The sequence below is a fragment of the Kribbella sp. NPDC051936 genome, assembly GCF_040680955.1.
Lineage (GTDB): Bacteria > Actinomycetota > Actinomycetes > Propionibacteriales > Kribbellaceae > Kribbella.
Genome location: NZ_JBFAXS010000007.1, coordinates 115,475 through 141,368, shown reverse-complemented (window position 1 = coordinate 141,368; position 25,894 = coordinate 115,475). Strand labels below are relative to the sequence as shown.

23 protein-coding genes and 1 riboswitch are annotated in these 25,894 nt (G+C 69.9%); of the genes, 4 read left to right on the top strand and 19 right to left on the bottom strand.

Annotated elements, in window-relative coordinates; all coding sequences use genetic code 11:
• Positions 1 to 59 precede the first annotated feature (59 nt).
• From AB0L64_RS25110 to AB0L64_RS25065, 10 genes are all read right to left on the bottom strand, one after another.
• On the bottom strand, positions 60 to 1,235 hold the full coding sequence (locus tag AB0L64_RS25110; RefSeq protein WP_363713743.1) for an ROK family transcriptional regulator: 1,176 nt from the start codon (positions 1,233 to 1,235) through the stop codon (positions 60 to 62).
• An 80-nt stretch (positions 1,236 to 1,315) separates the two neighbouring features.
• The gene (gene cobS / locus AB0L64_RS25105; RefSeq protein ID WP_363713741.1) at positions 1,316 to 2,089 is read right to left on the bottom strand and encodes an adenosylcobinamide-GDP ribazoletransferase; all 774 of its coding nucleotides are present in this window, start codon (positions 2,087 to 2,089) and stop codon (positions 1,316 to 1,318) included.
• Complete coding sequence (locus AB0L64_RS25100; protein WP_363713739.1) at positions 2,086 to 2,613, bottom strand: bifunctional adenosylcobinamide kinase/adenosylcobinamide-phosphate guanylyltransferase; 528 nt, start codon at positions 2,611 to 2,613, stop codon at positions 2,086 to 2,088. Before AB0L64_RS25100 ends, cobS begins: the two co-directional genes overlap by 4 nt.
• Positions 2,606 to 3,415: an ECF transporter S component gene (locus tag AB0L64_RS25095; protein ID WP_363713737.1), complete on the bottom strand. Its 810-nt coding sequence runs from the start codon at positions 3,413 to 3,415 to the stop codon at positions 2,606 to 2,608. The genes AB0L64_RS25100 and AB0L64_RS25095 overlap by 8 nt, the downstream gene beginning before the upstream one ends.
• Positions 3,412 to 5,022: an ATP-binding cassette domain-containing protein gene (locus AB0L64_RS25090; protein ID WP_363713735.1), complete on the bottom strand. Its 1,611-nt coding sequence runs from the start codon at positions 5,020 to 5,022 to the stop codon at positions 3,412 to 3,414. The genes AB0L64_RS25095 and AB0L64_RS25090 overlap by 4 nt, the downstream gene beginning before the upstream one ends.
• Complete coding sequence (locus tag AB0L64_RS25085) at positions 5,019 to 6,104, bottom strand: energy-coupling factor transporter transmembrane component T (protein WP_363713733.1); 1,086 nt, start codon at positions 6,102 to 6,104, stop codon at positions 5,019 to 5,021. Before AB0L64_RS25085 ends, AB0L64_RS25090 begins: the two co-directional genes overlap by 4 nt.
• Before the next feature lies 1 nt (position 6,105).
• The gene (locus tag AB0L64_RS25080; RefSeq protein WP_363713731.1) at positions 6,106 to 6,822 is read right to left on the bottom strand and encodes an SCO2322 family protein; all 717 of its coding nucleotides are present in this window, start codon (positions 6,820 to 6,822) and stop codon (positions 6,106 to 6,108) included.
• 114 nt (positions 6,823 to 6,936) lie between these two features.
• Positions 6,937 to 7,017, bottom strand: a riboswitch (cobalamin riboswitch).
• A 42-nt stretch (positions 7,018 to 7,059) separates the two neighbouring features.
• The gene (locus AB0L64_RS25075; protein ID WP_167214214.1) at positions 7,060 to 7,269 is read right to left on the bottom strand and encodes a hypothetical protein; all 210 of its coding nucleotides are present in this window, start codon (positions 7,267 to 7,269) and stop codon (positions 7,060 to 7,062) included.
• Positions 7,266 to 8,276, bottom strand: a complete 1,011-nt coding sequence (locus AB0L64_RS25070; RefSeq protein ID WP_355688516.1) for an aldo/keto reductase family protein — start codon at positions 8,274 to 8,276, stop codon at positions 7,266 to 7,268. The genes AB0L64_RS25075 and AB0L64_RS25070 overlap by 4 nt, the downstream gene beginning before the upstream one ends.
• Positions 8,277 to 8,317: 41 nt before the next feature.
• Positions 8,318 to 8,905 carry a DUF3043 domain-containing protein gene (locus AB0L64_RS25065; RefSeq protein WP_363713728.1) on the bottom strand — a complete coding sequence of 196 codons (588 nt, stop codon included), beginning with the start codon at positions 8,903 to 8,905 and terminating at the stop codon, positions 8,318 to 8,320.
• A gap of 167 nt (positions 8,906 to 9,072) precedes the next feature.
• Between AB0L64_RS25065 and AB0L64_RS25060 the strand changes: the two genes are divergently transcribed.
• From AB0L64_RS25060 to AB0L64_RS25045, 4 genes are all read left to right on the top strand, one after another.
• Complete coding sequence (locus tag AB0L64_RS25060; protein ID WP_355688512.1) at positions 9,073 to 9,882, top strand: PspA/IM30 family protein; 810 nt, start codon at positions 9,073 to 9,075, stop codon at positions 9,880 to 9,882.
• The gene (locus AB0L64_RS25055) at positions 9,879 to 10,154 is read left to right on the top strand and encodes a hypothetical protein (protein WP_355484288.1); all 276 of its coding nucleotides are present in this window, start codon (positions 9,879 to 9,881) and stop codon (positions 10,152 to 10,154) included. The genes AB0L64_RS25060 and AB0L64_RS25055 overlap by 4 nt, the downstream gene beginning before the upstream one ends.
• 238 nt (positions 10,155 to 10,392) lie before the next feature.
• On the top strand, positions 10,393 to 11,919 hold the full coding sequence (locus tag AB0L64_RS25050; RefSeq protein ID WP_363713725.1) for a sugar transferase: 1,527 nt from the start codon (positions 10,393 to 10,395) through the stop codon (positions 11,917 to 11,919).
• 46 nt (positions 11,920 to 11,965) lie between these two features.
• On the top strand, positions 11,966 to 12,535 hold the full coding sequence (locus AB0L64_RS25045; RefSeq protein ID WP_359932978.1) for a sigma-70 family RNA polymerase sigma factor: 570 nt from the start codon (positions 11,966 to 11,968) through the stop codon (positions 12,533 to 12,535).
• Positions 12,536 to 12,577: 42 nt separating this feature from the next.
• Here the strand turns inward: AB0L64_RS25045 and AB0L64_RS25040 are convergent, their stop codons facing one another.
• The 9 genes from AB0L64_RS25040 to asnB form a co-directional block, all read right to left on the bottom strand.
• On the bottom strand, positions 12,578 to 12,934 hold the full coding sequence (locus AB0L64_RS25040; protein ID WP_363713723.1) for a hypothetical protein: 357 nt from the start codon (positions 12,932 to 12,934) through the stop codon (positions 12,578 to 12,580).
• Positions 12,935 to 12,939: 5 nt separating this feature from the next.
• Positions 12,940 to 14,514 carry a right-handed parallel beta-helix repeat-containing protein gene (locus tag AB0L64_RS25035; RefSeq protein ID WP_363713721.1) on the bottom strand — a complete coding sequence of 525 codons (1,575 nt, stop codon included), beginning with the start codon at positions 14,512 to 14,514 and terminating at the stop codon, positions 12,940 to 12,942.
• Between the two features lie 11 nt (positions 14,515 to 14,525).
• Positions 14,526 to 15,737 carry a glycosyltransferase gene (locus tag AB0L64_RS25030; RefSeq protein WP_363713719.1) on the bottom strand — a complete coding sequence of 404 codons (1,212 nt, stop codon included), beginning with the start codon at positions 15,735 to 15,737 and terminating at the stop codon, positions 14,526 to 14,528.
• The gene (locus tag AB0L64_RS25025; RefSeq protein WP_359932990.1) at positions 15,734 to 16,969 is read right to left on the bottom strand and encodes a hypothetical protein; all 1,236 of its coding nucleotides are present in this window, start codon (positions 16,967 to 16,969) and stop codon (positions 15,734 to 15,736) included. The genes AB0L64_RS25030 and AB0L64_RS25025 overlap by 4 nt, the downstream gene beginning before the upstream one ends.
• Complete coding sequence (locus AB0L64_RS25020; RefSeq protein ID WP_363713716.1) at positions 16,966 to 18,597, bottom strand: hypothetical protein; 1,632 nt, start codon at positions 18,595 to 18,597, stop codon at positions 16,966 to 16,968. Before AB0L64_RS25020 ends, AB0L64_RS25025 begins: the two co-directional genes overlap by 4 nt.
• Positions 18,594 to 19,811, bottom strand: coding sequence for a Wzz/FepE/Etk N-terminal domain-containing protein (locus tag AB0L64_RS25015; RefSeq protein ID WP_363713714.1), 1,218 nt, complete (start codon positions 19,809 to 19,811; stop codon positions 18,594 to 18,596). The genes AB0L64_RS25020 and AB0L64_RS25015 overlap by 4 nt, the downstream gene beginning before the upstream one ends.
• Before the next feature lie 68 nt (positions 19,812 to 19,879).
• Positions 19,880 to 21,805 carry an alginate lyase family protein gene (locus AB0L64_RS25010; protein WP_363713712.1) on the bottom strand — a complete coding sequence of 642 codons (1,926 nt, stop codon included), beginning with the start codon at positions 21,803 to 21,805 and terminating at the stop codon, positions 19,880 to 19,882.
• Complete coding sequence (locus AB0L64_RS25005; protein WP_363713710.1) at positions 21,802 to 23,955, bottom strand: bi-domain-containing oxidoreductase; 2,154 nt, start codon at positions 23,953 to 23,955, stop codon at positions 21,802 to 21,804. The genes AB0L64_RS25010 and AB0L64_RS25005 overlap by 4 nt, the downstream gene beginning before the upstream one ends.
• 18 nt (positions 23,956 to 23,973) lie before the next feature.
• Complete coding sequence (asnB, locus tag AB0L64_RS25000; RefSeq protein WP_363713708.1) at positions 23,974 to 25,893, bottom strand: asparagine synthase (glutamine-hydrolyzing); 1,920 nt, start codon at positions 25,891 to 25,893, stop codon at positions 23,974 to 23,976.
• Between the last annotated feature and the right edge of the window lies 1 nt (position 25,894).

Here is a 25,894-nt window from a genome sequence, read left to right as displayed (position 1 = left end):
GGCCCTGATTGGCCTGCCCGAAGTCAAGCTGTCCGGCGTCTTGGCGTCAAGACTTGAATTCAAGAAATGGAGATATTGGTGTGACTCAGCATCGACGCGCGGTGGATGGCGCCGACGATGTCCGCCTCGTCGCCGAGCTCGGCGGGCCGCAGGTCGACGGTCGCGGCGGCACTCGGGATCGCGCACCGGTCCAGGGCCTCGCGGAGCGGGCCGAGGATGAGTTCACCGGCCTCGGCCATCAGGCCGCCGACCACGATGGTTTCCGGGTTCAGCAGGTTCACGACGCCGGCGACAGCGACGCCGACGCGCCGGCCGGCGTCCTCGATCACCCGGCGGCAGCCCAGGTCGCCGCCGAGCGCCCGGGTCACGATGTCCTTCAGCCGCAGCGGTCCGTGCGACGCGGCCAGGCTGGTGATCAGCGCCCGGGAGCCGACGAACGTGTCCAGGCAGCCGCGGTTTCCGCAGCGGCAGATCGGCCCGTTCTCGTCGATCGTGACGTGCCCGATCTCGCCCGCCGTACCGGCCGAGCCGCGGAACACGTCGCCGTTGATCACGATGCCCGCGCCGACGCCGTACGAGAACTTCAGGTAGCAGCCGTTGCGGACCCCGCGCAGCGCGCCGGCGTGGAGTTCGCCCAGTGCGGCGAGGTTCGCGGTGTTGTCGAGTGCGACCGGGGCGCGCAGGTAGCCGGACATCGCCTCGGTCACGTTGACGCCGCGCCAGCCGGGAAGTACTGCGTCCGAGCCCGCCTCGCCGCTGATCGCGTCGACGGGCATCGGCAGTCCGAATCCGATCGCGGAGATGTCCTCGACGCCGGAGCTGACGGTTTCGGCCAGGTCCGCGAGGAGGCGGGCGGCGCGTTCCATCCCTTCGTCGGCGACATGGTCGGCCTGCAGCGGCATCAGTTGCTGGGCGAGGATCTCGCGGGAGCCGTTCGCGACCGCGACGCGGACGTCACGCTCGCCGAACGCGACCCCGGCCAGCAGTCCGCCGCCGGACGCCAGCGAGACCAGGACCGCGCGGCGGCCGTTGCGGATGCTGCGGGACAGGCCGACCATGCCGGCCTGGTCCAGCTCGCGGACCATGTTCGAGACGGTGGCGGCGGAGAGTCCGGAGGCGGCCGCGATCTCGACCTGGGTGAGCGGGCCGTGCTGGCGGACCACGCCGAGAACGCGCGCACGGTTGGCCTCGCGCAGCGAAGCCTGCGAGCCCGGGGCCGGGCGGGTTGCGTTCATTACATAAAGATAACGGATAGCGGTGCACTCACGAGCGCGACAGTAGACCACCATGGCGGCCGTGCGAGGGAGGGGAGCGCTCACACGGTCAGGGCGAGTGTCACCAGGGCCACCGGGAGGGCCAGCTCGACGGTCGCGCCGAGGACGTCGCCGGTGGTTCCGCCGAGTGCCCGGCGGGCTCGACGGCTCGTGACCAGGCTGGTCGCGACAGCGAGCAGGACCGCGGCCGCGGCGCCGATCGTCCGGGGCGGCACGGACCAGGCGAGGCTCGCGGCCGCGGCCAGGACGACAACTGTCGCCGTCACAGCCGTCACTGGCCGGACGGTCGCGGCGACCAGGCTTCCCAATCCGTCCGGGCGGGCCGCGGGGATGGATCTCAGGCAGGACCACGGGAGCGTGAGGCGGCTCGCTGTGGCCCCGATCAGGATCGCCTGCCAGCCGAAGCCGGCCTGCACACAGGCGGTGAGGGCGGCGACGTCGAGCAGCAGGACGGCGACGATGGCGACCACACCGAACGGACCGATGTCACTCTGCTTCATGATCCGTAGCATCGTCTCTCGATCCCGCCGGCTGCCGAGCGCGTCGGCGAAGTCGGCGAGCCCGTCGAGATGCAGGCCGCCGGACAGTCCTGCGACGACGAGGACGCCGAGCACGGCCGCGAGCAGGTCCGCGTCCGGATTCACCAGTTGCGCCAGCACCACGACCGCGGCTGCGATCCCACCGACCAGCGCCCCGACCATCGGGGCGAGCGCCATCGCCCGCCCGCCCACAGTCCGATCCACTCGCGAGGGCATGCCGGCGGGCAGCACGCTGAGCGTGCCGAGCGACAGCCGCGCCGCGTCGGCCCAGCTCATGTGAGAGGCAGGATTCGGCCGGCGATGGTCCAGAGGACCTGGTCCGAGGCCAGCGAAACCGTGGTGTTGAGGCGGCCCATGAGGTCGCGGAACAGGCGCGTGCCGGCGTCCGCGGGGACGATGCCGGAGCCTACGTCATTGCTGACGGCAACTACGTGGCGCGGGGTGGCGGACCAGGCCTCGGCGAGCGCGGTGATGTGGGTTTCGACCTCGCCCGCACGGGACAGGTCGGACCACACGTGAAGCCTGTCCATCGTGCGCGACAGCCACAGCGTCAGGCAGTCGATCAACAGCGGTGGCCCGGCGGACTCGAGCAGCGGGACCAGGTCGATCGTCTCGGCCAGACCCCACGTCGCGGGCCGGCGGGCCCGGTGCTTGGCAACCCGCTCGGCCCACTCGGAACTCCCCGAGTCGTCTCCACCAGTGGCGACGTACACGACGTCCGGTACGTCGGCGAGCAGCCGCTCCGCGGCGATCGACTTGCCCGAGCGGGCGCCGCCGAGTACCAGGATCCGGTCAGCCATGCGTCCTCCCGGACTCGAAAACCACCGGCGCCTCGAAGGCCGCCTTGCGGGCGGTACGCCGGAACGCGTTCAGCATCGGCCGCCCGAGGGTCAGGACCAGCGCCGCGGACAGGATGCCGCGCGGGATGTCCCATCCGAGTGACGTCGCCACCACGAACAGGAAGTACCGGTGCAGGTTCGCCGCGAGCACGTCGCCGGGGACGAACGAGAAGTCGCTGCCGAACGTCGCGTACGGCCAGAACCACAGGTTCATGATCACGCCGTACAGCACGCCCGAGACCAGCGAGTACGCCGCGAGCATCAGCACCTCGAGCCGCCCGCCGACCCGCGGCAGCAGCCCCGCCAGGCACCCGACCCACGCGCACGCGAACATCTGGAACGGCATCCACGGCCCGACCCCGCCGCTGATCATCGCCCCGCCGAGCAGCGACACCGCCCCGAGCACGAACCCGAACCCGGCCCCGAACGCCCGGCCCGCCAGCACCAGCAGGAAGAACCCCGGCTCGAGCCCCGCGGTCCCCGGTCCCAGCGCCCGCAGCGCCGCGCCGATCGCGGCGAGCATGCCGAGCAGTGAGATCACCTTCGCGTCGATGCCCGCCTCGGACAGCTCCGCGAGCACGACGGCGACCAGCAACGGCAGCAGCAACACGAACAGCCAGGGTGCATCCGTTGTGTGGCCGATGGCCGACTCGCCCGCCTGTGAGGTCCGGAAGACCAACGGCCACCCGAACGCCAGCACACCGACCGCCGACGCGATCAGCAACATGACCGTGCTCCGCGGCCTGAGCAGGATCAGCTTCACGATGCCCGATCCAGCGCGTCGGCGACCTCGCCGACCGTCAGGAACGGCAGCGGCGCCAGGATCTTCGCGACCTGCGGAGCGAAGGCCGGTGACCCGGCGATCACTTCGGCGGTGCCGCCGTCACTGACCAGTTCGCCGTCAGCGAGCACCATGACCCGCGTCGCGACCTCGGCCACCATTTCCACATCGTGCGTCGACAGCACCACCGCGTGCCCGGCAGCGGACAGTTCCCGCAAGATCGCGACCAGCCGGCGTTTGGCGCCGTAGTCGAGCCCGCGCGTCGGCTCGTCCAGCAGCAGCAGCGGGGGCGCCCCGCACAGTACGACGGCCAGCGCCAGACACAGCCGCTGTCCCTCGGACAGGTCGCGTGGGTGGGCTTCCAGCGGCACGTCCGGCGCCAGCCGTTCCAGGAGCGCGCGGCAGCTACCTGCGGGCACACCGAAGTCGGAGTCCGCGGTGGCGCACTCGTCCGCGACGGTCGCGGCGTACAGGAGGTCTGCCGGCTCCTGCGGGACCAGTCCGACCGCCTTGACCAGGTCGCTCGGCTTGGTGCGTCGCGGGTCTGCTCCGGATGCTGTCGCAGTACCTGACCGGGCCGGCAGGATGCCGACCAGTGCGTTGAGCAGCGTCGACTTGCCTGCGCCGTTGCGGCCCATCAGCGCGACGATCTCACCGGCCTTGATGCTCAGCGACACGCCACGCAGCGCGGTGACGGCGCCGTACCCGACGACAAGGTCGGTGCAGCGCGCCAGCTCCGCACCGAGTGCGGCCGCGGGACGCGCCGGTGCGGTGGAGCCCAACTCGCTTCGCAGGACGACGGCGGCGCGTCGCGCGTCTCGTACCGACAGGGGGAGCGGTGACCATCCGGCCAGCCGTCCCAGCTCGACAACTGGCGGTGCGACCGGTGCGGTCACCATGCGCTCGGCCGGGAGCCCAGTCGACACAGCCGCCGCGCGACCAGGCACTTCGATCACGCGGTCGGCGTACTGGATCACGCGCTCCAACCGGTGCTCGGCCATCACCACCGTGACGCCCAGGTCGTGCACCAGCCGCTGCAGCGCGGCCAGCACCTCCTCGGCCGCCTGCGGGTCCAGCGCGGAGGTGGGCTCGTCCAGCACCAGTACGGCGGGGTGTGACGTCAGCGCTGCTCCGATAGCGGTCCGCTGTCGCTGGCCACCCGACAAGGACGTCAGCGCCCGGTCCCGCACGTCCGCCAACCCGAGCAGGTCGAGTGTCTCCTCGACGCGCCGCCGCATGACGTCGGGTGCCACGCCGAGTGACTCCATGCTGTACGCCAGCTCGTCCTCGACCGTGTCGGTGACGAACCCCGCCATCGGGTCCTGCCCGACCATCCCGACCACGTCCGCGAGATCGCGCGGCCGGTACTCGCGGGTGTCCCGCGCGTCGACGAGCACCCGCCCGGCCAGCGTGCCGCCGGTGAAGTGCGGCACCAGGCCGTTGATCGCCCGGAGCAGCGTGGACTTGCCGGAGCCGGTCCGCCCGATCACCAGCGCGAGCTCGCCCTCGGGCACGGTGAAGCTGACGTCCCGCAGCGCCGGTTCACGCGCACCGTCGTACGTCATGGTCACGTGGTCGAACTCGATCATGCCGCCGCCTTCTTCACGGGTGGTGCAGCCAGTGCGGGAACCAGTCCGACCAGAACGCCGACAACCGGCAGTACCGGTACTGGTGGGACGACCAAAGGGCCCGCCAGCAACAGACCGTTCACGCCACGGACCGCTGCGAACACCATGGCTCCTGCCGCTGCCGCACCGGCCGTGACGACGAGCCACTCGGGCAGCGCCCAGGGATCAGGGCGGTAGCGCGTTCGGGAGACCCGCTGCCGCCCGATCGCCATGGCGGCGACCGCCAGGAGCACACCGGCCGCCAGTGCGCCGGCCGCGAACGGGAACGCCATGGAGTCGGTCAACAACGCATACACACCGAGCAGGATCCCGAGCAGCCCCAGCAAAACGCACAACGCGGTCAGTCGACGGTGGACCTTTGAAGCTTGCGCCGTACGACCGTAGCCGCGTGAGTCCATTGCGGCTGCCAGCTCGACCGATCGGTCCAACGCACCCTCCAGGACCGGCATGGCCGTCGTGCGGAAGGAAGCGCGCGTACGGCCGCGCAGCCGGCGTGCTGCCCGGACACGGCGGCCGTCGGTCACCAGTTGTGGCGCGAAGGTGAGTGCTACGACACAGGCGACGCCCATCTCGTAGAGGGCCCCCGGCAACGACTTCAGCAGCCGCCGCGGGCTGGCCAGAGCGTTCGCGGCGCCCACGCAGCAGAGCATGACGGCCAGTTGCGCACCGTCGTACAGAGCTGTCACCAGTGCCTCCGCCGTGACCTCACCGCCGAGCTTGACGCCCGCGGCCCAGCCGGGCAGCGGGATCAGCGGCAGCGTGAACAGCACCGTGTTGCCCTGCGAGCGCGTCGACAGCAGCGCCTGCAGCACCACGCGGACGCCGATGACCAGCAGACCCAGCTTCAGGAACGCAGTGAAACTGTGCGCCCACGGTGCGTCGCTCCGCCGGGCCGCCACCACGAATCCGGTCACGGCGAGAATGAGGGCCAGCAGGACCGGGTTGCGGGTCCTGCTGGCCGCAACAGCCATGCACAGCGCCCACAACCACCAGGCCCCCGGGTGCAGTGCCCGGGGGAGTGTGAAGCGGTGGACGGCGCGCACTCTACTTGGCCGCGGAACGACGGCGGCTGAGGATGAGCCCGCCACCGGCCAGCAGGGCGACCACGACGATCGCGATGATGATGCCGGTCCACGGCGTGCTGCTGTCTTCTTCCGAAGAGGCGGCCGGGGACGGCTTGGCCGAGGACCCCACGCTTGCACCGATCTGCAGCGTGACCTGGGCGTCGGTGGCCGGGACGTTGATGTTCTTCACCTGGTCGCCGCAGCCCTTGGCCGGGTAGCCGGCGACGCCGCAGGTCAAACCCTTCTCGATCCGGACAGGGCCGACCGCCGCGAGGATCTTCGCGCCGTTCGACGCCGGGTCGGTCACCACGCAGGTGCCGGTGGCCTGCCCGGGCGTCTCTCCGGCGGCCGCGTCCTCGGGCGTCCCGGGGTCGACGACCACCGCGACACGCTTCTTGCCGGTCTCGGCCGGGGTCTTCCCGCAGATCGCCTCGAAGTCGCCGGCGGCGCGCGGTACCCGGGGCTTGGCGCCGCCGAGCGCGAACCGCCAGCCTTCGACGGCCCCGTCGGCCGGGACGTAGGCGTCGGCGCCCTTCTGGGAGAAGGCCCACTGGCCGTTCGTCCACTGGTAGTAGCCCCAGAAGCGGTAGCCGTCCTCGGCCTGGGCAGCGGTCGCTGTGACGGTCGCGACGGTCCCCGCCAGCAGGAAACCCGCCAGCAGGCTGAGGACCAGTCGTGCGGTCCGATGTGCAGTCATTGTCGTTCCTCGGTCGGGCCGCAGCCCGGTGGAGGAGGTCCCGCCTGCACCGGCAGGGTAGGGGCTCCACCCGCGGACCACGGCGGGTAGTCGAGCCTGACCGCCTGCGTCACAGTGTTCCGGCTCGCCACCCCGGCGCCGAAGCGCTGCGGTGGCCTACGGTTGCGGGTCAGCGCCGGACTCGGACCGGCTTCCCTGTGACGCAGGCGTGTGGTTCGAACGAATCCTACTCTGCGGTCATTCGGCCGAGGACAGGCTCATCGGGCCGTAGACCTCGCGGCCGTCCTCCAGCAGGTACACCTGGCCGACGCCGCGGTCGGCCAGGTCACGCCAGACCTCACCCAGCCAGCTCTCGGCGTCGCCCTGGGCGGAGAACTCCGCCCCGCCGACCTCGCCCGGGTCGACCAGCGCGCCACTCGCGGTCTCGAACCGCCAGCTCCAGCTCACGAGTTCGGCCGCTTCTGTGGGGCGTTCTGCGCGGTCTTGGCCGGGTCCTTCTCGACGATGTGGCCGAGCACCTCGTCGATACCCTTCAGCAGGCCCTCGTCCAGCGTGACGCCGGCGGCCTTGACGTTCTCGGTGACCTGCTCCGGCCGGGACGCGCCGATGATGGCCGACGAGACGTTGCTGTTCTGCAGCACCCACGCGATCGCGAGCTGGGACAGCGACAGCCCCGCCTGCTCGGCGAGCGGCTTCAGCTCCTGGACCCGGGTCAGGACGTCGTCGGTGAGGAACCGCTTGATGAAGTTCGAGCCGTTGGCGTCGGTCGCCCGGGACCCCTCCGGCGGCTGCTGACCCGGCAGGTACTTGCCGGTGAGCACGCCCTGCGCGATCGGCGAGAAGACCACCTGGCCGATACCGAGCTCCTCCGACGCCGGCACCACCTCGGCCTCGATCACCCGCCAGAGCATGCTGTACTGCGGCTGGTTCGAGACGAACGGGATGCGCAGCTCGCGGGCGAGCCGGTGGCCCTCCTGCAGCTGCTCCGCGGTCCACTCCGACACGCCGATGTAGAGCGCCTTGCCCTGCCGCACGACGTCGGCGAACGCCTCCATCGTCTCCTCGAGCGGCGTCTCGGTGTCGAACCGGTGCGCCTGGTAGAGGTCGACGTAGTCGGTGCCGAGCCGCCGCAGCGAGCCGTTGATCGACTCGTGGATGTGCTTGCGGGACAGGCCGGTGTCGTTCGGTCCGCCGGGACCGGTCGGCCAGTACACCTTGGTGAAGATCTCCAGCGACTCGCGGCGCTCGCCGGCCAGCGCCTCGCCGAGCACCGACTCGGCCTTGGTGTTGGCGTAGGTGTCGGCGGTGTCGAACGTCGTGATGCCGGCGTCCAGGGCGGCCCGCACACAGGCCTTCGCCTGCTCGTTCTCCACCTGTGAGCCGTGCGTCAGCCAGTTGCCGTACGAGATCTCGCTGACCTTGAGACCACTGTTGCCCAGATAGCGAAAGTCCATACCGGAACCCTACTGTGCAAGAGCTAAGGACGGGTCAGAGCTCAGGACGGCTTCTCGCCGCGCTTCACCATCGGCTTGGGCAGCCGCCAGCGGCGCATCTGCATGGTCCGCCGGACGGCGTAGAACGCGATGCCCTTGGTGGACTCCTTCGGGAACTTGATCCTCACCTGCTTCTTCAGGCCCGAGGTGAGCAGGAACCAGTCCGCGGCGATCAGCAGGATCATGAACAGGAACAGCAGGTTCACCATCCCGGCCAGCCACGGGAACTGCGGCGAGAACACCACGCCGATCAGCGACACCACCAGCAGCACCGGCAGCGCGAACTCCATCACCGAATAGCGGGCGTCGACGTAGTCCCGGGCGAACCGCCGGACCGGGCCCTTGTCGGCGGCCGGCAGGTACCGGTCGTCGCCGGTCTGCATGGCCGCCTGCATCTTGGCGCGCTCGGTCCGCACCTTGTCCCGCCGGATCGCCGAGGCCTCCTTGCGGTCGCGCGGCTTCTTGAAGGCTGCCTTGCGGGCCGCCTCCGCCTCCTTGCGGCTCGGCGTCGGACGGCCCTTGCCGCCCGGCTTGCCCTGGGGTTCGGCGGGTACGGTGGTAGCTGTCTCAGACTTGGTACGACGGAACACGGGGTCAGAACCTCATTCGCAGGGCAAGGTCGCGACTCGGGGTGGTCCCCGGACCTTCCCACTACTTTATCCGGGCCCGTCCTGATGGTGTCGTGACCCGGTGGGACATAGGGTGGAAGGCACGCACGCCGGGTCGTCAGTCCGGCACAGAAGGGGTACGGATATCGATGAGCATCTTCAAGCGGATGTCGACGATCTTCAAGGCCAAGGCGAACTCCGCCCTGGACAAGGCCGAGGATCCTCGCGAAACCCTTGACTACTCGTATCAGAAGCAGCTCGAGCTGCTGCAGAAGGTGCGGCGTGGCGTGGCCGACGTGGCCACCAGCCGGAAGCGGGTGGAGCTGCAGGCGTCACAGCTGCAGTCCCAGTCGGCCAAGCTGCAGGAGCAGGCGCAGAAGGCGCTCTCGATGGGCCGCGAGGACCTGGCCCGCGAGGCCCTGACCCGTAAGTCCGGGCTGCAGGGGCAGATCGACGACCTGCAGACGCAGCACGCCCAGCTGCAGGGCGAGGAGGAGAAGCTGACGCTCGCCTCCCAGCGGCTGCAGGCCAAGGTCGAGTCCTTCCGGACCCGCAAGGAGACCATCAAGGCCACCTACACCGCGGCCGAGGCGCAGACCCGGATCAACGAGGCCTTCTCCGGCATCTCCGAGGAGATGAGCGACGTCGGCCTCGCGGTGCAGCGCGCCGAGGACCGCACGCAGCAGATGCAGGCCCGGGCCGGTGCGATCGACGAGCTGCTCGCCTCCGGCGCGCTCGACGACGCCACCGGGACCAACAAGGACAACATCACGCTCGAGCTCGAGCGGATGTCGTCCGGCTCCGACGTCGAGAACGAGCTGGCCGCCATGAAGGCGCAGCTGTCCGGCGGCAGCAGCACGCCCAAGGAGCTCTCCGGTGAGGCGCAGCAGTCCGCCCCCCAGACCGCCCAGCAGCCGGCAGCCGAGCCGGCGCGACCTCAGGACGGAGATGTTCGGTGATCGTTCGGATCATGGGTGAAGGCCAGTGGCGACTGGCCGACGAGAAGCTCGATGCGCTCAACGCGGTCGACGGCGACCTGGAGAAGGCCGTGTCGTCCGGCGACGAGACGACGTACCAGGCCGCGTTCGCGGCGCTGCTGGACTTCGTCCGCTCCGGTGAGAAGGTGCCGGACGACGAGCTGCACGACTCCGACGCCATCCTGCCCCCGTCGGACAGCTCGCTGGCCGAGATGCGTGAGCTGATCAGCGGCGACGGTCTGATCGCCGGCTGACGTAACACCCCTGATCAGTGCCCCGACCCGGCGATTGATCACATCAAGTAGTCATTTGAGGCCCCTGGGAACCCGGAAATTGGGAACCCGGGGGTCTCTGCTGTCAGTGCTTCTTATGTTCGCGTCCACGTAGTACTCTCTGGTTCACGCCGTTGTGGGGGCGGCGTTTGGACGAGGTCCGTGACGGGGTGTGGGTTGGTCACGGGTTTCGGTTTTCACCTGTGGGGGGTGACTGTGCGTGACTGATTTTGTCATGTCCGAGGGGTTGGCCGAACCGGCTGACCTACGGCCGGCGCCGTCGGGGGAGCGTCGCCGGCCGGTCTGGGTGGTACCGGACGAGGTTCCGGCGGTCGTGCCGCGCGCGGCACGGTTCACCGAGGCGCGCTGGGTCGCGAAGTACCGGTGGGCGGCGCTCACCGGCGACCTGGGGGCCGCGCTGTTCGGTGTCTCGCTGGCCCTGGTGGTCCGGTTCGGGGCCCAGATCAACCTCGGCTATGTGCTGCTCGGCGCCGTGCTGCCGATCGCCTGGCTGGTCTGTGTGGCCCTGGAGCGGGGTTATGAGACCCGCTACTTCGGCACCGGACCGGAGGAGTTCCGTTCGATCATCCGGGCCGCCGTCGCGCTGACCGCGGTGGTCGCGGTCACGTCGTACGCGACGAAGAGCCAGGTTGCGCGCGGTTTCGTCGTGCTGGCGGTGCCGATGACCTGCTTCGCGGCGATGTTCGCCCGCTGGGTGCTGCACCGGCAGATCTCCAAGCGGCGGTTCGTCGGCCGGTGCATGCGCAAGGTGCTCGTTGTCGGACGCAACGACCAGGTGATGACGCTGCGCCGGCACCTGGAGGAGCGCAAGACCGACGGGTACGTCGTGGTGGCGAGTTGCCTGCCCCGCGGCGACGCCTTCGAGGAGCCCGAGCCGGAGCGCCTGGGGCGCGGCGAGATGGACATCCTCAAGGCGGTCGACGAGTGGGACGTCGAGGTGGTCGCCGTGGCGGCCGACCCGGAGCTGTCCGGGCACTCGCTGCGCAAACTGTCCTGGGCGCTCGAACAGCGCGGCGTGGAGCTGATCGTCTCGCCGGGCATCGTCGAGGTGGCCGGTCCGCGGATCTCGATCCGGCCGGTCGCCGGGCTGTCGCTGCTGCACCTGGAGCGGCCGTCGGTGAGCGGTGGGCCGCACGTCCTGAAGAACGTCTTCGACCGGGTGGTCGGCTGCTTCCTGCTGCTCGCGGTGGCGCCGATCCTGCTGGTCACCGCGGTGCTGGTGAAGCTCACCAGCCGCGGTCCGGTGCTGTTCCGGCAGACCCGGGTGGGACGCGGTGGCGAGCAGTTCCAGATGCTGAAGTTCCGCACGATGGTGATCGACGCCGAGGAACGCAAGGCGGAACTGCATGCGCTGAACCAAGGCAACGGGGTCCTGTTCAAGCTCCGCGACGACCCGCGGGTGACCAGGATCGGCCGGTACCTGCGACGGTTCTCGATCGACGAACTGCCGCAGCTGGTGAACGTGCTCCGGGGGGACATGTCACTGGTCGGCCCGCGCCCGCCGCTGCCCGCCGAGGTCGCGCAGTACGCGATCGACGACGCGCGGCGGATGCTCGTCAAGCCGGGCCTGACCGGCCTGTGGCAGGTGAGCGGACGCAGTGACCTGACGTGGGAGGAGTCGATGCGACTCGATCTGCGGTACGCCGACAACTGGTCGATCGCACTCGACCTGCTGATCCTGTGGAAAACCGCTCGCGCCGTGCTGGGGAGCGACGGCGCCTACTGAGCACCGGCCGGTGCCGAGCGGTGTTTTGTTCCCGAGGGGGGAATCCGTGACTGCAGTACTGGAAAGGTCGGCCGTCGCCCGGTCCGACGCTGCGACCCTGGTGATCAGGGCCGCCGAGGGGGACCAGGGCGCGTGGAGTCAACTGGTCGATCACTACGCGCGGCTCGTCTGGGCCGTGACCCGCAGCTTCCGGTTGAGCGACAGCGACGCCGCTGACGTCTCGCAGATGGTGTGGCTGCGGTTGCTCGAACACATCAACCGGGTCGACCCCGAGCGGGTCGGGGCCTGGCTGGTCGTCACCACGCGCCGGGAATGCCTGCGGGTGCTGGCGTTCCGCAAGCGGGTGCTGCTGACCTACGAGGCGACCGCGTTCGACGACGTGGCCGGCGACCAGCCCGAACCGGACGCCGAGCTGCTCGCCGGCGAGCGCGCCGACGACGTCCGCCGGGCGCTCGAGAGCCTGCCGGACCGCTGGCAGCAGCTGCTCGGCATGCTGATGGCCGACCCGCCGGCGCCGTACGCCGAGATCTCCGCGACGATCGGCATCCCGATCGGCAGCATCGGCCCGATCCGGGGCCGGTGCCTGGAGAAGCTCAGACTGCTGCTTGCCTCCTGAAGCAGCACCGGACCGGTCCGGACCGACCGGGATCATGCCGTCTCACAGCATGATCCACGCGGTCCGGACCGGTCTTTGGCTGCCGCCCGGCCAGCGCAGCAGGAAGCTCACCAGCTGGGTGTGCCCGGGCCCGTCGCCGCCGCGGGCCTCGACCACGACCGGACCGGCCGGCAACACCCGCAGCTCCACGGTCTCGGCGGCCCGTTCCACGTCCAGCGTCACGCCGTGCCCGGCGAAACGCAGCCGCCGTACGCCGACCTCGCCGGGTGTGTCCACGAGACTGTCGAAGACCAGGTCGAGCACGTCGAGATCCCGCTCGTGCCGTCCGAACGCGGCGTACCCGACCGACCGGAGCAGCGCGATCTGCTCGCCGGCGACTCGCTCCGGAGGCCCGATCATCGCCCTCAGCGCTCCCCGGTCACCTTGATCACGCTGTCCTGGTCCTGTCCGTACGGCGCGCCCTGCCAGGCTGCCCAGTTCACCGAGTTGCCCTGCTCGTGGACCATGAACTTCCACGGCCCGCTGTAGGTGTTGGAGAAGAACCGGTTTCCCTGGTGGAAGGTGATCGCGTCCTCGACGACCCGGGCCTTGTACGGCGACCAGTCCGGGAACGTACCCCAGTTGGCGAAGATGCCGTTGTAACCGCAGCCGCTGCGGGACGCGCAGCTGTCGCCGAGCTTGTCCGGGTTCAGGGTGAACACGTTGTCGTGGACGCGGACGTTCTGGGTCTTCCAGCGGCAGTCGCCGAGGTACGGCTGGTTCTTGATGTTCGCGGCATTGCAGGTCTCGTTGGTGACCACGGTGGGGTTCACCAACGTGCCGGAGCCGGTGCTGGTGTTGGCGGCGGACCCGGCGAACCGGTCGGCGTTCTCCCACAGGATCACGCCGGCCCAGTTGTCGGTGAACACGTTGCCGCTCACCTCGAAGGTCTGGTTGAACATCCCCGGCACCCGCTTGTCGGCGCCGGACTCGGACAGGTACAGCGCCGGCGCCGGGAAGCCGTCGTTGTCCGGTCCCTTGCCGAGACCGTTGCGCAGGAAGGTGTTGGCCCGGATCGCGGCGTTGTAGCTGGTCTCGAAGATCATGCCCTCGGCGACGTTGTCGGAGATGTAGTTGCCCTCGACCGCGAACGCGGAGTTGTTGGTGTCGGCCCACATCCCGGGCCCGTTGTTGTCGTGCAGCCAGTTGCCGCGCACGATCGCGCCCGCCACCGACCAGAACTTGCCGCCGCCGGTGCAGCCGCAGCCGGGCCGCAGGGTCTCCCAGTTGTCGGTGTTGTTGGCGGTGATCTCGTTGCGCTCGATGACGATGCCGGCCACGCGCTGCGGGTGGTAGGCGTTGAAGCCGTACTGGCCGTTGTTCCGCAGGCAGTTGCCGCGGACGACGTTCTTGCTGCCGATCATCAGGCCGGCGCCGGCGTTCTTCTGGATCGTGTTCGCCTGGATCACCCAGCCGGAGCCGGAGTCGTGGTTGACGACGCCCTCGTCGTTGTTGCCGCGCGCGGACCCGAAGTTCTGGATGGTCAGGTTGCTGATCACGACCCGCTCGGCGGAGCCGGTGAACGCGTACTTGTTGCGGTTCGCCCCGTCAAGGATCGCGCCGGGCGCGCCGATGTAGCGGTTGCCGTCCTTCGGGATCACCTGGACGAACGCGCCGTTGCTCAACCGGTGCCGCCCCGGCGCGAGCCAGAACGTCGTACCGGCCGGGTGCGCGGCGGTGAGGGTCTGCAGGTTCTGTTTGGTGCTCACCACGACGGCGCCGGCGGGCGGGGCGGCCGGGCCTGCCAGGGCCTTGGCGTTGCCGCAGATCCTGGCCGGGGGAGCGGTGGGCGCGGTGGCGGGTGCGACGGCGGGGGTGGAGGCGGAGCGGGGTTCGTCAGGGTTCCGCGAGGGGGAGCCGTCGGCGACCAGTGCGGCCACGGACAGCACACCGACGAGCAGTGCGGCACCGCCGGCGAGGAGGTTGCGGCGCTTGGCCATGAGCGATCCTTCTACTTACCGTGCTGGTCGGCGTGGACGGGGTTCGCCACGGCGAAGCGGTACACGTCCAGGAGTTGCGCGAGGTTGCGGTGCGGGTCGTGCTTGGTCTCGTACGTCGTGCGCGCCGCCCGGCCGAGCTCGACGTACCTGTCGGGGGCGGTGTCGACGTCGAGGAGCAGCTTCGCGAGCTCGTCCGGACGCCCCGGGTCGAACAACGCGCCGTCGGTCCCGTCGGTGACGAGCTCCGGGAACGAGCCGTGGGAGGCGGCGAGCAGCGGTACGCCGACCGCCATCGCCTCCACGACCACGAGCCCGAAAGTCTCTTCCCACTCCGACGGCAGCACGACCGCGCGGGATTCGCGGATCAGCGCGAAGACCTCCGGCTTGGTCATCAGTCCGCGCAGTTCGACCGAGGGCCGCTCGGCCGCCCACGCGGTGACCTCGTCGAGCATCGGGCCGCCGCCGGCGATCACCAGCCGCAGCGCGTCGTCGCCGGCGATCTCGCGGTACGCGTCCCAGCCCTTCATGAGCAGTGGCGCGCCCTTGGCCGCGTCCAGCCGCCCGACGTACGTGACCTGGCGGCGGGGCGTCGCCGCGACCGGACCGTCGTACGGGACGTAGTTGTAGCGGACGAAGCTGCGGTCCGGGTCGAAGTCCATACCGGCCAGCAGCCTGCGCTGCGACTCCGACACGAACAGGTACGCCGACACGAGGTTGCGCCACGTCCGTCGATGGGATCTGGTGTTGAGGACCGTGGTCGCGGTCGCGAGCTTGGAGCCGCGGTAGCAGCTGTGCTTGACGGCCGGGATCGGACTGCCGCCGGCACAGTCGTGGCAGACCGCGCCGTCGCGGTAGAAGTCACCGCTCGCACACAGCAGCTTGTAGTTGTGCAGTGTGATGACCACGGGCACCTTGGCATCGCGGCAGGCGTACAGCACCGACGGGCTGAGCACCGGGAACGTGTTGTGGACGTGTACGACGTCCGGCCGGAACTGACGCAGCGTCTCGGCCAGGTCGCGTTTGCTGGCTGGATTCCATACCACCCGGGCCGGCAGGGTGGCCTTCTTCCAGGCCGGCCAATCCTCGATCTCGTCGCTGTGCCGTTCGAAGACAAGCACGTCGTGACCGAGCTCCGCGAGTGCTTCGTGCTCCTGGTCGACGACCCGGTTCTCACCGCTCGGAGCGGTCGACCGGTACCTGTTGTGCACCAGCAGGATCTTCATCGCACACCCTCCTGCTCCGGCGGTCGTGAGTACACCAAGGTCGCTGCCAGCGTGAGCTCGAGCAGGTACGGCGACGCCTCGCTCAGACCGGTCTCGGTGAACGACGCCACCACGCAGTACGCGACCAGGAAGAGTGCGAGCGCCCGTCGTGGGCCCTGCGGCGTGAACCACGCGCTGATGAAGACGAACAGCACCATCGCGATACAGAACGCCATACCGAGCAGGCCGACGTCGTAATAGGTACCGAGCCAGTTGCTGTCGATGGGCAGGCCGTTGAACGACTTGTTGGACAGGCCGAAGCCGAACAGCGTCTGCCACGTCGACCGCGGCTGCGCGATGATCGAGTCCCACACCGCGCGCCGTCCGGTCAGCGCGGCGACCTGGTCCGCGTCCTGGCCACGGGCCAGCCACGTGGTGACCACCGAACCCAGCGACAGCGCACCGACGGAGAAGACACCGATCGCGATCGCGAACGATTTACGGACCCGGGAGCGGTACGTGAACAGGCTCAGCCCCGCGACCACCGCGCCCGCCAGCAACGCGACCAAGGCTGTCCGCGTGTGGGTCAGCAGCAGGATCGGCACGCAGACGACCACACTGGCCAGGGCGACGTAGCGTTTGAGCAGTCCGGCCATCCACAGCACCGCGGTCAGTCCGATCGCCATGGCCGAGTAGTGACCCGCCTGGGTCGGCGGGATCGGCCACAGGATGCCGGCCAGCCGCTCGTCGGCCATCGCGGTCCCGGGTGCCACCAGCAGACCGACCGCGACGGAGCCGACGATGCACCACAGGACCATGAGATGCGTCCGCACCAGCAGCAGGTCCTTGCGGGTCCACCACGGCGACAGCATCCAGAGCACCGCGACGAACAGGAACAGCCGCGCGGACCGGTACATCGCACCGAGCAGGAACTCGGCGCGGAGGCTGGAGATGACCGCCTCGCTCACCAGGAGCGTGGCGAGGAAGATGTAGACGCTGGGCCGGACCCGGGCCGGCCGGTTGACGGTGAGGATCAGCAGCGCGCCGAGGAGCAGCGAGCCCTGGGCGATCAGCTTCCCGATCGGGCCGGGGATCGGCAGGATCAGGCGCGAGTCCGGGAAGAACGTCAGCACGTTCAGCACCAGCATCGCCCAGACCAGCTGGACCCGGCGCCGCCGGCGGCGTTCCGGCGCGACCGGCCGGAAGCCCGGTTTGGGCCCCAGTCGGCTCCGGATCGTGGCGACGGCGGTCATCGCGCGAACATCTCGAGGTCGACGGTCGTGGTGGACGCCTCCGCGTCCGTGACGCCGACGCCCTCGTCGGTGCGGTCGGCATCGAGCACGACCGCGGTGTCGATCTCCAGCCCGGCCAGCCGCAGCATCTCGCCGGTCGCCCGGACCTTGGCCGCACTGGACCGGCCGGCGGTGACCACGACCGCGGCCCGGGAGGCCCAGCCGGCGAGGTGATCGGCGCCGATCGCCGGCGACAGAACGGCCAGGGTCAGGACCAGGTCGGCGACGTCCCAGGCCGCGTCGAGCTGGACGTCACCCGAACCGCTCGGCCGGTTGTTCTCGCCGAGCCGCAGGTAGCAGCCGTCGGCCGGCAGACCCTCCGGGTCCGGCAGGTAGACGTCGATCCGCCGGCCGGCGTCGCTGAACCGCGATTCCCGGGTCCCGACCTCGTTCACCCCGAGCTTGCGGGCGAGCGCGCCGGTGCCGGTCAGGTCGGCGACGAGCACATGTTTGCCCTCGTCGGCGAGCGCGACCGCCAGGGACGCGACGGCCAGCGCACAGGCCGGTACGTCGTCGACACTGACCACCGCGAGCGCGGGGGTCGGCCGCTTCGACCAGATGATGCGCTGGCCGAGGTGCTGCGACAGCAACCGGATCTCCGGATGCCGCGACTGCGACGACCGCAGCACGCGGCGGAACGGCAGCCACGAGCGCGGCGGACGGCCCGTGCTGAGCCGCACGCGGGCGCCGAGCGCGTTCGAGATGTCCTGCCGCTTCCACAACCGGTCCGAGATCAGCGCCCGGATGATGACGAAGCCGAGCCCGACGAACAGGCCCGCGATCAGGCCGGTCCCGGCCTTGAGCGCCAGGGCCCGCTTCGCCGACACGATCACCGGCGAGGGCTCGTCGAGCATCCGGCTGGCGTTCATCTTCGACGCCCGGACGCTCTGGTCCAGCAGCTGCTGCTGGACGAAACGGTATTTGTCCGCGGCGGCGTTCAGCTTGGCCATCTCGGGGCTGTTCGGGTTGTCCGGATCGTTCGGGTTGTCGCCCGCGGCAACCACTGCCTGCCGGGCCAGCGCCACCTCGTTCGACGCCGCGGTCAGGTCCTTCTTCAGCGGGGCCTCGTCCAGACCGAGCTGCTCGCGGCGGAAGATCAGGTAGGTCTGGCCGACCGTCGTGGCCAGCTTGGTGGCCTGCTCGTCGGTCGTCGCCGACGCCTTGATCTCCAGCACCCGGTCGGTGAGCTTGGTCGCGGAGTACTCGGCGAGCAGGTCGTCCGGCTTCTGGGGCAGCTGCAGCAGCGCGATCACCCGCTCGGCCACGGTCCGGCTGGTGGCCAGGCTGATCTCGGTCGCCATCGCCTTGACCGGGTCGTCGCCCTCGCGGGTGGTGATCAGCATCCGGGCCGCCGCCTGGTGCGGGGCCGGGAACGCGAAGTACGTCGCCAGGCCGCCGGCGAAGCCGAGGATCGCCAGCGCCAGCCAGATCCGGGCATGCCGGACCACGGCGTCGCGCAGGAACCGCACTGTGACCAGGCTGTCCGGCGGGTACGCCGCCGAGCGGTCGTCGGCGAACAGCCCGTCGTTGTCGTCCATCCAGCCGGTGCTGATGCCGTTCTGCGACTCGGAGAACTGCTGGTTCGTCATCGGGTCCGCCTTGCCGTGCCGGTGAGAAGCGTGGGTAGCCGCGAACCGGTGCGGCGTTGCGCCTGCGCGACCCGGCCGATGGTGCGGTCGAACGGATCGGGATCGGTGACCACGAGGCCGTCGATGGCGCGGTCGTCGGCGACCGTGGCGACGGCCAGCCGGGCCAGTTCCTCGGCGGTCACGGTGCCCGCCGAGAGCGCGATGATCGTGCGGGTGGTCCGCTCGGTGCCGTCCAGGTGCGGTGCTTCGCGGTCGACCAGGACCAGGTGGATCTCCAGCGCGACCTCACCGGACGGCTTGTCGTGGTGCTGGTCGATCACCAGCGAGCTGGAGATCCCGACGGTGCCGGCGAACGCGGCCAGCTGCGGACCGAGCGGGCGGGCCTTGTCGTCGTCCGCGAACGAGATCACGGTCAGCGAGACCTGCCGCCCGCCCTTCACGTCGAGTGCGAGGTTGTGCAGCACCTTGCGCAGTGCCCACGCGTCGACCGCGGTCGGCGTGTAGTGCTCGAGCAGGTTCGCCCAGTCGGACGGATCGGTCGCCCGGTACGACGACACGGAGGCGAGCACCGGAAGGCCGACGGCGTCGGAGATCTCGTCCCGCAGCCGGAGCCGGCGGTCGCCACGCTCCCGGGCCAGCACGATGACGGCTCCGGCGATCGCGCCGAGCAGTGCGCCCAGGCCGCCGTAGATACCGGTGTGGACGATCATGCTGCCGCCGTGCGCGTTGACGGCCTCTTCCAGGATCCGGGCACCGGTGCGCTTGCCGAGGTCGCCGGGCAGCTTCTGGTCGGTCGTGATGAACACCAGGTAGACCTGTGCGACCGCGTTGGCCAGCCCGGTCGCCTGCTTGGCCGACGGGCCCTTCGCGTCGATCCGGATGACGTCCTCGGTGACGGCGGTCGCCTTGACGCGGGCCCGGGTGGCCTCGGTCGACAGCGTCGGCGTGACGTTCTGGCCGGCGCTCAGCAGTACTGGTCCGCTCTCGGCGATGTAGACCTGCGTGTCGATGCTCTGCGCACCCGTGGCCGAGCCGGCGGCGGACGCCGGCGGCGGCGGGAGCACGATCAGTGCCGAGGCGTTGTACATCGGCGGCTGCAGGAAGGCGTAGCCGATCCCGCCCAGCAGGCCGACAGCGGCCGCGGCGGCCACCAGCAGGCGGCTGCGCCTGATGGCCCGCCACGATTTCTTCACGTCCAGCTGCTGTGCGCTCACAGGCCCCCTCCAAGCGAACGTCTGTCGGTACGGAGTAATAGAGGGGCGGACCGCGGCGCTGATACACCTCAGGTGCGGAAGCGGAAGATGGTGGTTGCGGGCGAGTCGGGGTTCGAGGTGCCGGTGCCGATCAGAGTGGTGCTCGGGACCTTGTGGCCGAAGCGCGGTGAGTACCAGCCCAGCAACGGGTTGTCGTCGCCGCGGCGCGCTGTCCAGGTCAGCCCGGCCGGCAGTTCGACGACCGCTGAGCCCGTGGACCACGTCAGTTGTCCGGTCGGCTCGTCGAACTCGACTTCCGGCCCCAGGTGCCAGGCGAGCCGTACGTCGGCGGGCGCGTCGAGGTGGTCCTCCACGCGCAGTACGCCCTGCTCCAGTACGGCGCTACGCCGGTGCGTCACGGGCGCGTAGCCGTCGTGCTCAGCCTCCCAGGCGTTCCCGGAGTACCGACGGAGTACGCCATTCGCGCCGCGCAGCCAGAGGAACGGGCCGCCCCAGGTGGACTGCTCGGCGCCGGCTACCTCGACAGTGTTGTGGGCGATGGTGGAGCGGAAGTAGTCCCGCCACTCCGGCTCGCCGTGGTAGCAGTACGTGCCGGGGTCGGCGAGGACGTCGACGCCGTCGACGCGCACCTCGAGGGACAGGGCATCGGAGTGGGCGTGCGCGGCGATGGAGAGGAAGCCGTGCGGACCGGTATCCGCGCGGCACCAGATCTCCGGACCAGTGTCCCGGCTGCGCAGAATGACCAGGCCGGCGTCGCGGAAGCAGTCCGGTCGCTCGGCCGGGCGGTCCTGCTGCTTCTTGCTGATCAGCGAGCCGACGATGACGGACGTCGCCGTGGGCTCGCTGTCGGGCCACCAGGGTGCCCGACCGACGACCGCAGCACCCAGCGAGAGGTAGGCCGACCAGTTGCCGGCATCTGGTGGGTCGAGAACCAGGACCATGCCCTCGTCGTCGTCACCTTGGCGTGGTGGGCGCAGGGTCGTGTCGATGATTGCTGCGGCCACATCGACCGTGCGGGTCAGCAGCGCCCACGTCTGCGCGCTGAGCGGGTGCCCGGCGGCTTCTGCTTCCACCGCGGCGTACAGACCGAGCTCCGACACGAAACGGTGGTAGTCGGTGGCCAGCTCGCGGTTCACACCGGAGGGGAACGTGTTGGCGTCGAGTTCCTTCTCCAGCAGGGCTGCCGCGTCCGTGCGCCAGCGGTCGCTCTTGCTGAACCAGGGGAACGCACAGGCGCCGACGAGCTGTCCGGCCGCCTCGGCGATCACATGGTTGTTCGCCGACGAGCCGTGACTGCGGAACGCGGCGAGGTAGCGCTGGTGCCAGTAGATCTGCTGCAGTGCCAGCTCGTTGTGCTCGAACAGGTCGGTGACATCGGACCAGTCGTTCAGCAGCCGGCGGATCCATGTCCAGCTGATCAGCCGCAGGCCGATCTCGATACCGCTGGCCCAGTGCACGCCGGACAGGAACGGGTTGGAGCGCCACCAGTCGTTCAGGTGGTCGGCGACGCGTTCGGCGTACCGGTCGTCATGGGTCAGGTACCAGGCGGCGGCCAGCTGAGTCAGGTGATGGTGGCGGGACAGCTCCCACACCTGCTTGATGTTGCCGACCGCCTGCTCGTTGCGGTGGTTCAGCTTGAAGACGTACTGCGCCGGGTCGGACCGGCGGCCTGTGGTCGGGTCGCGGAACCAGTCCGGTGCGCGCAGGTCCGTGCGGTCGACACCGAGGACTTCGAGGTTCCCGGCCAGGATCGCGTCGGCCTGGGCGATCACCGCCTTGCGGGCGTCTTCCGGTACATCGGTGCGCGACGGGACCGTTGCGCCGAACGTGAGGTGCTTGCGGAGCGGGAGGTTCAGGCTTCCGTCCTGCCCGGGCCTGACCTGCTGGTAGGCCCAGGCAGAACGGCGTCCGGCATCGCGGGTACGCCAGATGAGTTCGGTGGGGGACATCCGGCGGAGGCGGCGGACGTACCAGCCCAAGGGCTGGCGGCTCACAGTTTTTCCGGCCGGCCGCTGGCCAGGCTGCGGTCGACGGCGATCGTCGCGCGGGTGGTGGCGACCAGGGCGTCGAACGGGATGGGCATCGGGCCGCCGGACTTCACCGCGGCGACGAAGCGCTCGAGTTCGATCCGCTGGCCCTTGTCGGTACTGCGGGACTTGCGGGTGGACGGTTTACGCCCGGTCCACACCGACGCGCTCTGGAAGTTGTCGAACCGGGCGTTGCGGCCGCCGCCGGTGATGTCGATCGTCTCCTTCGGGAAGCGCGCGCTGCCGCCGCCGACGTAGCTGATCGTGGCGACCGAGCCGTTCGCGAACCGGAGCGTGACGACGACGTCGCCGGTGTCCGGGCCGGGGACGGCGTACACCTCGGTCGGGAGGCTGTTCAGCCACCAGGTCAGGGTGTCGACGAAGTGGCCGCCTTCGCCCGCGAACCGGCTGCCTTCCTTGCCGGCGTCGAGGTACCAGCTGGTGGAGTCGAGCTTGCCGGCGTTCACCAGGTAGCGGAGCGAGAACGCGCCGCCGGGGTCGCCGAAGCGGTTCTTCAGGTCGGTGAGCAGCGGGGCGAACCGGCGGTTGAAGCCGACCATCAGGCGGTCGTTGCCGGTGGCATCCACTGTGGCGACGATCCGGTCGAGTTCCTCGTCGGTGAGCGCGAGCGGCTTCTCGACGAAGACTGCCTTGCCGGTTTCGAGGGCGCGGCAGGCCAGGTCGGCGTGGGAGCTGTGGCGGGTCACCACGAAGACGGCGTCGAGGCTCTCGTCCGACAGTACTTCGTCGGCGTCGGTGGAGAGTGCTTCGAAGCCGAACCTTCGTTGGGCGTTGGCGGCTGACAGGGACTTGTTGGTGGCTACTCGGGCCAGGACGGCGTTTTCGTTCTTCTGCAGGTGCGGCAGGAGCATGCTCGATGCGTAGTTGCCCGCCCCGACGAAGCCGATCCGCACGGCGCCGGCGGAGGGCGCGAAACTCCTGGAATTGGTGGTCGCGGCGGTTCCCGGGTGGCTGTCGGTCGCCAGATCTTCCTTTGGGTACTCGAAGAGGAAACCCACGCCTGGGTACTCGCCTGTGCTCAACTTGGAGTAGACGTCGGTGGCGTCCGCGATCGGGAACGTGTTGGCGATCAGGGACGCCACGTCGATCTGTTCGCGGGCGATCAGGTCGACGAAGCATTCGAGGTTGCGGCGTTCGGTCCAGCGGACGTAGCCGGCCGGGTAGTCGATGCCCTGGAGTTCGTAGCGGTCGTCGTACCGGCCGGGGCCGTACGAGCGGGAGAACCGGACGTCCAGCTCCTTGTCGTAGTACGCGTTCCACGGCAGGTCCAGCTTGGTCTTGCCGATGTCGACGACGCGGGCGCGATCGCGGGCCAGGCGCGCCGCGGTCTCCACCGGGCCGTTCGAGTGACCGCCGGCGGCCAGCAGGATATGGTCGGCGCCCAGGCCGTTCGAGGCCTGCAACAACGAACGCTCGAGAGCGTCGATCCCGTCGGGGGAGGAGCAGGCGAGCGCGCCGGCCTTCTCCGCCATCCGGCAGCGGTCGGAGACGGTGTCGATACCCCAGACTCGCACCCCGGCCGCGACCAGCAGCCGTACGACGAGCTGCCCGACGAGCCCGAGCCCGATCACCACCGCTGTGTCACCGAGCTGTACCTCGGCCTGCCGCACGCCCTGCATCGCGATCGCGCCGACGGTCGAGAAGGCGGCCTGCTCGGGCGGCACCCCGTCCGGCACCGGCACGCAGAGGTTCACCGGCACCCAGTTGTACTCCGCGTGCAGCGCGTACTCGTTGCCCGCCGCGGCGACCAGCTGACCGACGCTGAACTCCTCGGCGCCGGCGCCCACCTCGACCACGACACCGCACAGCGAGTACCCGAGCGGCGTGTACGAGTCGAGCTTGTTCATGACCTTCTTGTAGGTGCTCATCACACCTTGCTGCGCGACGGTGTCCAGCACCTTGCGGACCTGGTCCGGCCGGGCCTTCGCCTTGCCGACCAGCGACAGCTTCGCCTCGCCGACCTTCATCAGCTCGGTCCCGGTGGAGATCAGCGAGTACAGCGAACGGACCAGCACCCCGCCCGGCGCACAGCCCGGCGGCGGTACGTCGAGAACCGCCAGCTCACCGGACTTGTAGTTCTGCGCAACCTGCTTCATATCCGTCCTTCGCGAAAGTCAGAGGGAGGTGATCGTGACGCCGAGGGACCGCATGTTCCGGGTCCAGGTCTCCAGCGTCAGCAACTGCCAGATCTGCTTGGAGTAGTCCTCGCGCCCGGCCCGCTCGTCGTCGACCAGCTTCTGTACGGCGGCCTGCCGCAAGAACCCGCTCCCGACCAGTTCCCCGCACAGCAGCACGTCGTCCACCAGTTCGCGCAGGTCGTTCCGCACCCACGCCCGCAGCGGCGCGCTGAACGACGCCTTCGGCCGGTAGATGATCTCCTTCGGCAACCAGGCCTCGGCCGCCTTCTTCAGCGCCAGCTTGCCGACCCGGCGGTGGATCTTCTCGGCGCCCGGGATCGAGAACGCCGCGCGTGCCACGACCGGGTCCACGAACGGCGTCCGTACCTCGGTCGACGCCGCCATGCTGGCCCGGTCCGTGTAGGCGAGGTTGAGTCCCGGCAGGAACAGCCGCGAGTCCGCGAGGCACATCCGGTTCACATGGTCGTCGAGCGTGGTGTCGTGGTAGATGTCGCTGTGCTCGGCGAGCAGCTTCCCGACGTACGGCTCGAGGTCCGGGTTGAGCAGGCCTGCCAGCTGGTCGCCGTCGTACATGGTGTAGCTGCGCCGGAACGCGGTCTCCTCGGGCAGGTTCGCGAACGTCTCGAACCGTTTCGCCCAGCGTGCGTAGCGCAGTCCGCGACCGTTCACGGTCACCGGGAGGCGGCGTACCGCGGGCCCGACCAGACCGTTGCGCAGAGCGCGGGGAAGTCGTTGGTACTGCGCTCCCATCACGCACGCGAGGTGCTTGCGGTAGCCACCGAACAACTCGTCGGCGCCCATCCCGGACAGCAGCACCTTCACACCCGCGTCCCGTGCGGTGTCGCACATCAGCAGCGTGTTGATCGCCGCCGGGTCGCCGATCGGCTCGTCGAGGATGTCGACGATCCGCGGCAGCAGGCCGACGACGTCGGGCGCGATCTCGATCTCGTGCAGGTCGATCCCGAACTGCTGCGCCAGCTTGCGCGCGTAGACCGCGTCGTCCGGCATCGCCTCGAGTTTCTGGTCCTGCGCGCGGAACGTGATCGTGTACGAGTCGACGCTGGGGTCCATCCGCTTCGCCAGCACTGTGACCAGGCTGGAGTCCAGGCCGCCGCTCAGGAACGTCGACACCGGCACATCGGCCACCAGGTGCGCGGCCACGGACTCCTCGATGACCTGGCGCAGGTCGGCCCGGGGACCGGCCGCGGCCTCGGTCGCGACGTCGGTCACCCGCCAGTACGTCGCCTCCCGGCTGCTGCCGTCCGGCCGGAACTCCGCCCACGAGCCGGGCGGCAGCTTCTCCACACCGTCGATCGCGCAGCGCTGCTCGGGCAGCCAGTAGTAGAGCATCGACGCGATCAGCGCGCCCGGCTCGGTGCGCAGCTCGGAACCGACGGCGGTGACCAGGGCTTTCAGCTCGGACGCGAAGATCACGCCGCCCTGGCGACGCAGGAAGTACAGCGGTTTGATGCCGAGCGGGTCGCGGGCCAGGAACAGGCTGCCGCTGTCCTCGTCCAGCATCGCGAACGCGAACATGCCCCGGAAACGCCTGAGCGCGTCCGGGCCCCAGCGGCGCCACGCCTCCAGCACGACCTCGGTGTCGCCGTGGGTGCGGAAGTGCACGCCGGCCTTCGAGAGCTCGGCGCGCAGTTCCTGGTAGTTGTAGAGCTCGCCGTTGTAGCAGATCGTCAGGCCCTGCTTGCTGAACGGCTGGTCCGCGGCCGAGGACAGGTCGATGATCGACAGCCGGCGGTGCGCCAGATGGGCGTTCACATCGGTCTGTTCGAACCGGTAGATCTGGTGTGCGTCCGGTCCGCGATGCGCGATCCGGTCGCTCATCGCCTCCGCGAGGGCGAAGCCGTCGCGCTGCTGGTAGCAGCCGGCGATGCCGCACACC